The organism is bacterium, assembly GCA_026414725.1.
Taxonomy (GTDB): Bacteria; Ratteibacteria; UBA8468; order B48-G9; family JAFGKM01; genus JAAYXZ01.
Map to the genome: position 1 here is coordinate 14,840 of JAOAIL010000001.1, position 11,845 is coordinate 26,684.

The following is an 11,845-nucleotide window of genomic DNA, read 5'->3' on the forward strand; positions in this document are numbered from 1 at the left end:
TCACCTCGCTACAAGGTTTCTAACTGCATCACATATCCTTTCAACATCGGGTATTGCTAACTTCTCCAGAACAGGACTTTTCGGCATTGGAACATCTGCCCCTGCTACCCTTACAACAGGTGCATCAAGATAGTCAAAGGCATTCTCCATAATCTGGGCTGTAATCTCTGCACCTGTCCCACCTGTCTTACAGTCCTCCTCTACTATTATTACCCTGTTTGTCTTTTTTACTGTTTTTACAATTGCTTCTATATCCATAGGAAGTAGTGTCCTTAAATCCAGAACCTCAACAGAAATCCCTTCTTTTTCAAGAATTTCTGCTGCCTTAAGTGAGAAAAGTGTCATACGAGAATAGGTTATAAGAGAAACATCTGCTCCTTCCTTTTTTATATCCGCAACTCCTATAGGTATAGTATATTCTTCTTCTGGAACAGGTCCTTTTGTATTATAAAGCATTTTATGCTCAATAAAGACAACCGGATTATCTTCTCTTATTGAACTTTTAAGAAGTCCTTTTGCATCATAAGGAGTAGAAGGCATAACTACCTTAATTCCTGGAATATGTATGAGCCATGACTCCAAACTCTGTGAATGATGCGCTCCAAGTGTTCTTCCTGCACCACCTTCAGTCCTTATAGTCAGAGGAACTGTACATTTACCACCAAACATATATCTTATCTTTGCCACCTGATTGTTAAGTTGCTCAAGACAGAGTCCTATAAAATCAATGTACATAATTTCAGCAACAGGTCTCATACCCGTAAGTGCTGCTCCAAGCCCAACCCCCACAATTGCATTTTCTGATATAGGAGTATCTAGTACACGTTCATCACCATACTTCTTCCACAAACCTGCTGTTACTCCATAAGCACCACCATATATAGCAATGTCCTCCCCCAATAAAAAAACCTTCTGGTCTCTCTCCATCTCCTCTATAAGTGCCTCATTGAGTGCCTCTCTGTATGTTATCTCCCTCATTCATCTCTCCTTTCATACGTAAAGGTCAGTATATAACTCTTCTGGTTCAGGGAAAGGACTATTTATAGCATATTCCACTGCCTCATCTATCTCCCTGATAACAAATTCCTCTAATTCCTTAACTTCTTCTTCTGTAAGAACTCCCTGCCCTACCATTCTTGCTGAAAATAATTTAATAGGGTCCCTTTCTCTCCAGAATTTTTCTTCTTCTCTCGTTCTGTAAACCCTTGGGTCACTCCTGCTGTGTCCATAGTATCTATAAGTATTCGCTACGATAAAACTCGGTCCTTTGCCACTTCTTGCATATTCAATCCACTTACCTGCCACCTCTCTTACAGCGAGAACATCCTGCCCATCTACTGTTTCAGAAGGCATATCAAAAGCAAGTGCTTTTTTAGAAAGGTCTTCTACGGCACTTGAACGTTTTACAGATACACTCATTCCATAAAGATTATTTTCACACACATATATAACAGGTAATTTCCATAAGGATGCCATATTAAGTGATTCAAAGAATATACCATTATTTGTCGCCCCATCTCCAAAGAAACATACAACAACTCTATCTTTCTTCTGTAATTTCATTGATAACCCTGCACCTGTTGCTATACCTAAACCACCTGCTACAACTCCATTGGCACCTAAGTTTCCTTTTGAAAGGTCTGCAAGATGAAGAGAACCACCTTTTCCTTTGCACACACCCGTTTTTTTACCCAGTATCTCAGCCATAAGTGCCTTGATATCCCCATCCTTTGCTATCGCATGTCCATGTCCTCTGTGTGTACTCGTGATGTAATCATCCTGTCTCAACATTGAAATCACACCTGTAGCCACTGCCTCCATACCTGCATATAAATGTGAACCCCCTTCCGCTATATTCTTAGCAAGAAGGTCCATAATCCTATCTTCAAAATGTCTGATTTCCATCATCTGCTGAAGCAACTTCTTTGCAAGTTCCTTATTCATTATCTCTTCTCCTTTAATATAATCTGTTAATCCTCTAACTTAAGGTGTTATTATTATCTTCAGGCCCTCTTTTTTTTCTGCCTTTTCAAGTCCTGTTTTTATCTCTTCCAGCGGATATCGGTGTGTTATATATCTACCAGGATTTATCCTGCCTGAAGAGATAAGGTCCAGAGCAATCCTGTTATGTAATGGACTTGAACCATGTGTACCAATAACAAAAAATTCACCATAGTGTACAAGATTACTGTTAAAATTAATAAATGGCTTTTCTTTCGGAAGTCCACCAAAATAGTTAACAGACCCTCTTTTAGATACAAGTTCCAGAGCAATCTCCTGTGCCTGATGGACACCTGCTGCTACTATAACCCTGTCAGCCATCTTGCCATCAGTAAGGTCAGTAATTACTTTCTTTATATCTTCCTTCCCCATATCCACCAGTATTGCTCCTGTAAATTCAGCCATTTTTATCCTATCTGATGAAACATCCGCGAGAAAGACCCTTCCTGCTCCTGTATTCTTTGCAAGTTCTGCATGGAGACATCCTATAGGACCTGCACCGAGTATTAAAACAGTATCCCCTACTTCTATACGGCTTAACAACTGGCCATTAATTACACAGGCAAGTGGTTCCGCCAGAGATGCATATTCAAAAGATACATTATCAGGAATTTTATTTACACATCCATTCCTCACTGCATCCTCTGGCACAAGCATATATTCTGCGAACCCACCATCATAATGATAGCCAATTGCCTTAAGGTTATCACACATTGACTGGTATCCCTTTCTGCAGTAATAACATCTACCACATGGAATAGCAGGAGCAACTGCTACACGGTCCCCTTCTTTCAGTCCAGAAACATTTTTCCCAACCACACTTATAACACCACTCACCTCATGACCTGTAATACGAGGGAAAATGATATGTTTATGCCCGTAATGAAAAACCTTTACATCTGTCCCGCATATAGCACAACTTTTAACTTTTATAACAACCTCATTATCCCCGGGGACAGGAACTGGAACCCCCTCTATAGAAATCTCCTCAGGTCTTTTAAGAACTGCTGCTTTCATTAATCCTCTCATAATAATACCCTATCTTATCAATAATCTCTCTTTCTTCTATCTTAGAGACCTCTTTAAGTATATAAAAAATACCCTTCTCTTTTATCATCTTCTGCATCTCCATCGCGCTTTTATCTTCTGGATAATTATAACACAGGCAGGTAGCCATAACAAAACATATTTTCTCAGGGTATATACCCTGAGAAAGGCATAGATTTATCGCACCTGCAATCCTATCATTATGTCCTATTTTTCTTAAAGGGTCTCTCCCAACCCTGAATACAGTATCCTTGAGTAGTTTATTGCCAAACCTTTTTACAAGGTCGTTGATGTATTCATCTATCTCAGAAGTATTAAAATTATGTTTTTTTATAAGTGCTGCACGTGTTTCACTCACAACTTCATCAAAGATATCTCTTATATCAGGGTTCTCAAGTGCTTCCCATATATAGGTATAACCTTTAAGATATCCTAAATACGCGAGGCAGGCATGTGATAGATTATGAATAAATAACTTTAACTCTTCATAAGGGAAAAGGTCTTCCACAGGATATAATCCTTTGATTGGGGGAATATCTCCTCTGAATTTTTTCTTCTCCACCGGAAGTATATTATATGGTTCAACAGTAACCAAAAGAGGGTACTTTTTTCTCATATCATCAGAGAGAGGTGCCACCATCCTGCTTACAACACTCTCTATAAGTCCTGTGCGGTTTTCTAAAAAGGACATGCCACCAGATGAAAGGTATTTTTTGATTTCTTCTTTCAGAATATCTGAACTGCCGAGAAGATTCTCACATATTACCACATTGAAATATGAATCAGGGAATATCTCTGCCTTTCTATCTATCCCATCTGCTAAAAGAGGAGCTAATGACTTAATATTATTTGCACCGACAGCAGTAAAAACAACATCTGTATCTACAAGAATCTGTGAAATTTTTTCTCTATCTGAAAAATGTATTGCAGAAAGGTCTGTTATTAACTTTTCTTCTTTTCTATCATTACCGAGCAACCATAAGGGATACTCTTTCTTTTCATTTAGCATATTAACAACTTCTTCCACCACATCTACAAATACCAGATGATAACCTGAACTGTGGCATATATCTCCGATAAATCCCCTTCCTATCTGTCCTGCCCCGAATATTACCACCTTTCTCTTTTCTATCAATACTGTCTCCTGTCTTAAAAGGTAGCACCTTTTTTCCCTGTCTTCTTTTCCATCTCAAGAAGTTGTCTGCCATATTCAAAGCCCGCCTGTGCAACAGGGCTATCACTCCTTAAAGTTCTACTCTTTGTATGTTCAGCATTATAAAAATCCCTTTTTTCAAGAAGTTTAAGAAACCTTTCTTTGAAATCAGCAATACTTTCTCCATATATGTGGTAGGAATCTGCTATGTCTGTATACTGTCCGACCTTAATTTCTTCACCTGTCCTTTCAGATATTTTTTCAGCAATAAATTGCTGTAGAGAAGTAAGCCCGAATATATTCATAAACGCAGCCCTGTATGCATCCCTTGAGCGCCAGTGGACATTCATCACAAGATATTTTTTCCCACCATACCCTTTAACTATCCTGCACCAGAGCCGTTGAAGACATGGGGGGTCATACGTCTGCGGGTCATAAAACGGAATCCATGTAATTGCCTGTGCCCTTCTACTGAAAGGTACTGAACTGAGTTTTTCAACAATATAGTCAATCTGATTGACCCTTCTCTGTTCAGGACTTTCCGGAATGTTATAGTTGAACAACCTATCGTGATATGTATATGTCCACTTCTTCTCCTCAGGACATATCCAGTGGTCGTGGACACCATCCACAACCTCCTGCCTGTACTTTTCAAGGTCTTCTATACCCCCAGGGAAAGCAAGATGGATTCTCGGTTCAGCAAATGGATTATTCACAACCATTATCATAGTAGCATCTTTACTCTCAGGGTCTTCGGGTCTGTCATACTCTGTTTTTATAGAAAAACCCTTCTCCCATAGTTCTAATAAACTCTTTTCCCATACTTCTGCTACTGTTTCTCCCTTTACCATCAACACTGGTATCATCTCTTCCTCCTTCTCAGTGGGATATCTTCCCATCTGTATGTATTAAGAACTTCCTTTTTCCCAAGCCATCCCCTTCTCGCAGTCCCTATACCTAATTCCATATCTCCAAGCATTCCTGTACTGTGTGCATCTGTCCCTATAATAAATTTTGCTCCATATCCCTTTGCTTTAATAATATTCACATCATTCAGGTCAAGCCGGTCATAAGAGGCATTAATTTCAAGAACAACCCCTTTTTTCACTGCATATCCCATTATATCTTCAATATCTATCTTATACCCTTCTCTACCTGATAACAATCTTCCTGTAGGATGTGAAATAATATCTACAAAAGGATTATCCATTGCCTTTTTCATCCTTTCAGTAACATTTTTTGCAAACCCCTGATGGATTGCTGCTATAACAAAATCAAGTTTCTCCAGTATTGAATCAGAATAGTCAAGAGAACCATCAGAAAGTATATCAACCTCCATCCCTTTCAATATCTTTATCCCCTTTATTTTCTCCTGAACTATGTCTATCTCCTCATTCCTTCTTTTCAAGGTTTCCTCATCAAGACCACCTGCTATCTTGGATGTCTTTGAGTGGTCACATATACCTATATATTCATACCCCATCTTTTTTGCTGCAACAACAATTTTTTCAATCTCATCCATACCATCAGAGTAGTTTGAGTGAACATGAAGGTCCCCTCTTATATCTATTTGTTCTATAAGAACCGGTAATCTATCTTCCATTGATGCTTCTATTTCTCCTCTATCTTCCCTTATCTCCGGAGGTATCCATTTAAGTCCTAATTTGTTATATACCTCTTCTTCCGTTTTACCTGCAACCTTCTTTGTCCCTCTGAATACACCGTATTCATTTATCTTAAGCCCTTTATCCTTTGCCAGTCCTCTGAGTTTTATATTATGTGCCTTTGAACCAGTAAAATATAAAAGTGCTGCACCCCAGCAATCTTTCTCAACAACCCGCAGGTCAACCTGCATATCCTCAAAGGAAGTTCTCACAGATGCCTTCGTATCCCCTTTTGCTAATATCTCCTTAACATATGGTTGCCTCACAAATCTTTCAATAATATCTTCTGTCCTGTCCCCTGTAGCAAGGATATCTATATCTCCTATGGTTTCTTTCATCCTTCTTAAAGAGCCAGCAGGAGAGACATTCTCTGATATAGCAATCAGTGGTTTTACAACTTCCCTTGATACCATCAATGCAGTAGCAAGGGGTATCCTTGCCCTTCCCTCTTTATATAGAAAAATCCCTTTTTTTATATTCTCCTCTTTTTTTTCTCCCATACCTGGCAGGATAGCCACCTTACCTTCCTCTATTACCCTCTCAAGATCTTTAAGATTATTAACTCCTAACTCTTTATGTAGAAGTTGAAGGGTTTTAGGTCCCATATTCGGTATATTTAGGAGTTCTAAAAGTCCTTCAGGTATATCAGCAATTACCTCCTCATATTTTTTAATTCTACCTGTCTTAAGATACTCCTCTATCTTTTCTGTCATACCCTTACCTATCCCTTCAATCTCAGAGGGATGTATGGAAGATAAATCTCCTGAAAACTCCCTTAATACCCTCGCTGCCTTCCTGTAAGCATTCACCTTAAAGACCATCTCTCCCTTAAACTCAAGGGCATCTGCAATTTTATCAAAAATATCCGCTATCTCAGTATTTTTCCCCATTATTATTACCTTTAACTTATTATATCTTACAGGTTTTCAGAAACTATGGCAAGATAGTTTAGTATAAATAAATAGCATAAAGAAGAAACAGTTTTTACTTCTGCCTTAATACTCATAAGGGGTGATTGTGGGGGTTTCAAGAACAGCACCAAGAATTTCTGACGCACTCTCCTCATCTATATAGTCAATTTTTTCAAGGATACTCTGTTCAGAATATGGTAGAGAGGTAAGAACAATTCCATAACCATTTTTACCGCTCCTAAAAACTATCTTTTCCTTTTCATTATCAGTCCTTTTTATCAAAAATAAAGATACAATAAGTAATAGAGAAACCAGAGCGAACACGGGTTTAATAATGGAGATGCGATGCGGGATAGATACCTTTATATCAGAGAGTTTCTTTTCCCATACATCCATTTGAGGTACAGATATTTCTATACTTCTACTTTTTACAATGATTTCTCTATACTCCTCAAACAATTTACTACAATCTAAACATTCTTTTAGATGTATCATAAGATTCTCTCTATCTATCTGGGATAATTCCCCTGCGAGATAATCCACCATTAATCTTTCATATCTTTTACATACCATTTTTCTTACCTCCCAGGTTTTTCTTTATCTTCTGTATAACCTGAAAGTATGTCGCTTTTACAGTTCCTATCCTGCTTTTTGTAAGTCGGGCAATCTCTTCATATGTAAGCTCCTCATAACACTTTAATATAAAAACCGCTTTCTGTTTTGGAGTAAGATTATCTATCTCTTTCTTAATACTATCTATCCTGTCTGAATTTATGAGATTCTTTTCTCCAATATGTAATCTTTCATCTTCAAAGTCCTTTTCAATAGGTAATAACCCTTTCTGTGACCTTTTATTCAAAAAATCATAAGAAAGATTAAGTGTTATCCTGTATAACCAGGTAGAAACAGCGGCTTCATTTCTAAACTTTTCCCAGTTCTGGTATGCCCTTATAAAACTTTCCTGAACTATGTCCATAGCATCCTGCTTGTTACTAACCATTCTGAATGCCACACTATATAGTTTCCCTGCATATTCCTTATAAAATTCTTCAAATATTATCTTTTTTTCATCTGGCATATTTTTCCATTCTTCTTTATTATGACAGATGTTCTTGATAAAAGGTTTAGTTTATGGTATTATCATACCACTTTCATCAATACTATAAAAGGAGATAGAGATATGGCGAAAAAGAAAAAGAACGTTTTAAAAAGGCAGAGACAGGAAAAGAAAAAGAGGTATTACAACAAAAAAATTAAAGAAGCCATTAAAAAATCAATAAAAGATGTAAAGAAAGCAATTTTAACTCAAAAAGCAGAAGTACAGGATATGCTGAAAAAAACATATAAGATGATTGATAAAGCCGTTGCAAAAGGTGTAATACACAAAAATACTGCTGCCAGGAAGAAAAGTAGATTAGCCCTATTTTTAAAGAAATACGGAAAACAGATAAAAACTGGTTAAGAATAAAAAGTCAGGGAAGAATAGAGAAAAGAAATACATCAAACTCTTCTTCACCCATCTTGCCTATTTTAAGATTAAAATCAAGATTGTAAAGTTTTTGATACGAATCAAAAATCTTCTCATCAATATTCTTCTTATTTTTGATAGTATTCCTTAAATATATAAAAGAAGCGTTAATTACAGCAGGAAAGTCATGTGGATTATGTGTTATATATTCTCTTATAAGAGATATTATCTTCTTTTTATCTTTCGGACCTTTCATATAGAAGATAGCAGGGAAAAGTTCTAAAGGTACTTCTTCTTTTAACATTATATCCACATAATCAGCAAGTACATCTTTTATCTCTTTACCGCTAAGGATAAGAAATATATCCTCTTTAGGATTTTCAAAAAGGTCCTTTAAGAGTTTACAGTCCTCTTTGTTTATCTTTTCACAGTTTTTTATATGGATGAGTTTTTTATTTGAAAAAAGCGGTAAAAAACCTGTTTCATCAAGAAGTACTTTTATAGATATCTCATCTGCAAAAACCGTCTTTATTTCACCTTTTTCTATACCATATTTCTCTATAAGATGTTGTTTTAATTCCTCTGCTTTCGCATCATCCCCAATAATTATATAGTTGTTCTTATCTATCATTTTCTATCAATAATACGGAAATAAATCTTATTCGCCAGTTTCTCTGAAATATCTTTAAGAACACCCTCCTCTTCATATTCCTTACCTAAAGAGGTTGAAATATTATCTGTAATGGTATCAGTAAATACAATATTTTCACCTTTATATAGTATTACTTCTGCTTCTATAATAAACTTTGCAATAACTATCTCCCTTGACCTTTCTCCAGAAAAAAATAATGGGGTTCTCTCCCACTTTTTGATAAGAACCTTCAATGTATATTCTGCATCAGATGAATTTTTAACTGGCTGATACTCTGCATATTTAATAAATACATCCCTTAAAAATTCTGTTAGATAGATATCTACAAGTGGTTGTAAAGAATAGTTCAATACTGGCTGTATAAAAATTTTTGCTTTAGCATTTGAGATAAACTTATAACCGCATCCACATAGTAACAAAGTCATACTAATTACTACGTAGTTTCTTAGAAGCATCTTTACCATAACTTGTTTCCGCATAATTATCAACAAGAATCTTATAATAGTAGTTTGCCGAGTTCTTGTTTCCTGCCTTTTCATAAAAAGAAGCAATTTCAAAATATCTCTTCGCTTCATTCTCCATAATCTTATTTTTAATTTTCATCACTTCATCTCTGTAAGTACTCTCTCCGTAAAGTGCAAGAAATGTCTCTATATTTTTCTTTACTCCTTCATACTGCCTTATATCGGTGGAGACCTCCGGAACGGAAAGGAATTCTGTCTTTATGAGATAAAAGTGTGCTTCTTCAAGTATAGAAGGATTAGTGTACTTCATTACTATATCAGAAAACACTTCCTTTGCTTTCTTGTACTGTTTGGTTTCAAGATAAAACTTCCCTAATTCTATCGCTCTTTTCTCTGAATCTTCTGCATATGGGTGATTTTCTATAACTGTAGCAAGCATCTCACCCCTTTCTTCTTTCCTCTCTTTAAAGAAAAGCCAGCCAGAACCTTTTTCAATCTCCTCTTCTGCTATCTTTCCCTGTCTCTTTATTGCCTCCATAAGAAAGGGAGATGAAGGATATTTATCCACAATCTTTTGATAATAATCAAATGCCTTTTTATTATCTCCTTTTGACTGATAAAGTTCACCGAGAATAAAGCAGGAAGATGCAGCATATTCTGAATCAGGATAATGCCTCAAAAGTTTCTCGTATTCCCATATTGCACTGTCTATATTACCCTCTCTCTTCAACTGTTCTGCCCATTCAAACTGTTCCTTAGGGGTATCTTTGACAGCATACTTTGGATTTATCCACTTGCCTGTTTTGGGTGTCCACTCCCAGTAAGCAAGGCAATGAAGAGAAAAAAGAAAGGATACAAAAATTATTATTTTATATTTCATTTTGTCCTCCTTTTTTATTATACCATACCAGCATATTTTTTTCTTTACCTTTATTATCTTCAAGTTTATAATATAGTACGCCTAATGGAGGATACAATGGAAGGGATAGAAAAACAGCTGAATATAATGATAATAGAGGATGATGATACTATAAGAAAAATTATTACTATTGAATTCAAAAGAAAGGGACATAATGTTCTTGAATATACAGATGCTGCAGCAGCAATGCAGGACCTTGAGAGAGAAAAAAAACCCATAGATGTAGCAATAGTTGACCTTATGAATATGGGGTATGGTGGAAATATTGGAGAGTATCTGAGAAAACAGAACGAATATAGAAATATCCCTATATTTTTCTATACAGCTCTTACACAACAGCAGTTCAATACAAAGATATTAGACACTCCTAACACCCACTACATACATAAAGAACCTGGAAGTATCAAAATTCTTGTTGAAAAAATAGAGTCCCTTTTTTAACTCATTATCCATAATCTTTTCAAAAAAGATATAGAAATGAGAAAAACAGAAAGATTAAAAATTTCTGTTTTACAGGGCTTCTTTCAACTTTTCTATAAATATAATCTTCTTCTCTTCTCCATATGTATCACCTGTTGCGCCTATAAGTCCAAATGTAGAGAGTTCAATGTATTCCTTTCCTGCTGGTGTTTTCTTCTTTTTATACTGGTATGGTCTACCATAAGGGTCCATAAAGGTTGTTCCAGCACCTAAATATGGTCCGTTCCATCCCTGAATATCAGGGTTTTTCATCAAATCCTCCAGTTTTGTAGGAACTGTTCCAGTATCCGCGTAGAAAAGTTTTATAGCATTCTCTATCGCAGAAAAGTCATTTATTACCTTTTCAGTACCCTTCTTTGCCATACTTAATTCTCTGACTATTCTTGCTGCTTCCTGTATCTGCATAGCATTTATCTCAGCAATACCACCAACAATACCTATCTCGGAAAATGGAATACTGTTCTTCCAGTTTTCCCATTCCTGTTTTTCTTTTTCCTCAAGCATCTGTGGTGGAACAGGTGGTTTATTCGCAACTATAACTGTGGACATATTTTCTTTAAGGATTACATAACCTGGGGTCTTTGTTGATGCCACTCCCACCTCTCCTGCAATTACCCCCACTGTTGTGGTATCATCCTGCTGATTATAGTTTGTAGTAAATATTGTCCCCCTTACCCCTGCAATGGTATTGGGTGTCTCTATGTTAAACTTCCTGTCTGGTTCAGGAAGTTTCTCCACTACAGACCATACCTTTCCCTTAGGCAACTGGACTTTTATCTCTTTTATCTCATCCTTCTCGTCAAAAAGTGAACGTTCTATCTTTATCGCTGTATTTTCCGAAAGGGTTATAACTGCTTTTTTTCCAAAAGAGATAATTGCTTTCCCTCCAGAGTCAACTTTTACAAACATCCCTTCAGTAAGTTTACTCTTCACAGGAAGGTCTTCCCATCTGGTAGTAGCAGAATTCCAGTAATATACTGAACCAGTCCTTTCAGCGAGCATTATCGGATTATCTCCTGCAAAACAGAATAAACTTAAATAAATTATGACTATCAACCCAAAAAGTATTTTTTTCTTTTCCATATT

Annotated in this window: 14 protein-coding genes; 2 read left to right on the forward strand and 12 right to left on the reverse strand. The window is 36.4% G+C overall.

All coding sequences use genetic code 11. From position 1 onward, the window contains the following. The 8 genes from N3D17_00070 to N3D17_00105 form a co-directional block, all read right to left on the reverse strand. On the reverse strand, positions 1 to 978 hold the full coding sequence (locus N3D17_00070; GenBank protein ID MCX8081792.1) for an alpha-ketoacid dehydrogenase subunit beta: 978 nt from the start codon (positions 976 to 978) through the stop codon (positions 1 to 3). 12 nt (positions 979 to 990) lie between these two features. Continuing rightward, on the reverse strand, positions 991 to 1,944 hold the full coding sequence (locus N3D17_00075; GenBank protein MCX8081793.1) for a thiamine pyrophosphate-dependent enzyme: 954 nt from the start codon (positions 1,942 to 1,944) through the stop codon (positions 991 to 993). 39 nt (positions 1,945 to 1,983) lie between these two features. Next, complete coding sequence (locus tag N3D17_00080) at positions 1,984 to 3,018, reverse strand: zinc-dependent dehydrogenase (GenBank protein ID MCX8081794.1); 1,035 nt, start codon at positions 3,016 to 3,018, stop codon at positions 1,984 to 1,986. Beyond that, positions 2,999 to 4,183, reverse strand: a complete 1,185-nt coding sequence (locus N3D17_00085) for a hypothetical protein (protein ID MCX8081795.1) — start codon at positions 4,181 to 4,183, stop codon at positions 2,999 to 3,001. The genes N3D17_00080 and N3D17_00085 overlap by 20 nt, the downstream gene beginning before the upstream one ends. A 14-nt stretch (positions 4,184 to 4,197) precedes the next feature. Further along, complete coding sequence (locus N3D17_00090; protein MCX8081796.1) at positions 4,198 to 5,067, reverse strand: thymidylate synthase; 870 nt, start codon at positions 5,065 to 5,067, stop codon at positions 4,198 to 4,200. Further along, entirely contained in the window at positions 5,064 to 6,755 is a 1,692-nt protein-coding gene (gene polX / locus N3D17_00095) for a DNA polymerase/3'-5' exonuclease PolX (GenBank protein ID MCX8081797.1), read from the reverse strand. The genes N3D17_00090 and polX overlap by 4 nt, the downstream gene beginning before the upstream one ends. 105 nt (positions 6,756 to 6,860) lie before the next feature. Continuing rightward, positions 6,861 to 7,349 carry a zf-HC2 domain-containing protein gene (locus N3D17_00100; GenBank protein MCX8081798.1) on the reverse strand — a complete coding sequence of 163 codons (489 nt, stop codon included), beginning with the start codon at positions 7,347 to 7,349 and terminating at the stop codon, positions 6,861 to 6,863. Then, on the reverse strand, positions 7,339 to 7,854 hold the full coding sequence (locus tag N3D17_00105) for an RNA polymerase sigma factor (GenBank protein ID MCX8081799.1): 516 nt from the start codon (positions 7,852 to 7,854) through the stop codon (positions 7,339 to 7,341). Before N3D17_00105 ends, N3D17_00100 begins: the two co-directional genes overlap by 11 nt. Positions 7,855 to 7,956: 102 nt before the next feature. Here N3D17_00105 and rpsT point away from each other — a divergent pair, with 102 nt between their 5' ends. Further along, positions 7,957 to 8,238 (forward strand): 30S ribosomal protein S20, encoded by a 282-nt coding sequence (gene rpsT / locus N3D17_00110; protein MCX8081800.1) that lies wholly within the window; start codon positions 7,957 to 7,959, stop codon positions 8,236 to 8,238. A gap of 10 nt (positions 8,239 to 8,248) precedes the next feature. Here rpsT and N3D17_00115 read toward each other — a convergent pair whose 3' ends face one another. Genes N3D17_00115 through bamD form a run of 3 tightly spaced genes read right to left on the reverse strand, consistent with a single transcriptional unit; the run spans position 8,249 to position 10,240 of the window. Further along, positions 8,249 to 8,875: a hypothetical protein gene (locus N3D17_00115; protein MCX8081801.1), complete on the reverse strand. Its 627-nt coding sequence runs from the start codon at positions 8,873 to 8,875 to the stop codon at positions 8,249 to 8,251. Then, positions 8,872 to 9,360, reverse strand: coding sequence for a hypothetical protein (locus N3D17_00120; GenBank protein MCX8081802.1), 489 nt, complete (start codon positions 9,358 to 9,360; stop codon positions 8,872 to 8,874). The genes N3D17_00115 and N3D17_00120 overlap by 4 nt, the downstream gene beginning before the upstream one ends. Further along, positions 9,323 to 10,240 (reverse strand): outer membrane protein assembly factor BamD, encoded by a 918-nt coding sequence (gene bamD / locus N3D17_00125; GenBank protein MCX8081803.1) that lies wholly within the window; start codon positions 10,238 to 10,240, stop codon positions 9,323 to 9,325. Before bamD ends, N3D17_00120 begins: the two co-directional genes overlap by 38 nt. Before the next feature lie 96 nt (positions 10,241 to 10,336). Between bamD and N3D17_00130 the strand changes: the two genes are divergently transcribed. After that, complete coding sequence (locus N3D17_00130) at positions 10,337 to 10,720, forward strand: response regulator (protein ID MCX8081804.1); 384 nt, start codon at positions 10,337 to 10,339, stop codon at positions 10,718 to 10,720. Between the two features lie 69 nt (positions 10,721 to 10,789). Here N3D17_00130 and N3D17_00135 read toward each other — a convergent pair whose 3' ends face one another. Then, positions 10,790 to 11,842 carry a FecR domain-containing protein gene (locus N3D17_00135; protein MCX8081805.1) on the reverse strand — a complete coding sequence of 351 codons (1,053 nt, stop codon included), beginning with the start codon at positions 11,840 to 11,842 and terminating at the stop codon, positions 10,790 to 10,792. Positions 11,843 to 11,845 lie beyond the last annotated feature (3 nt).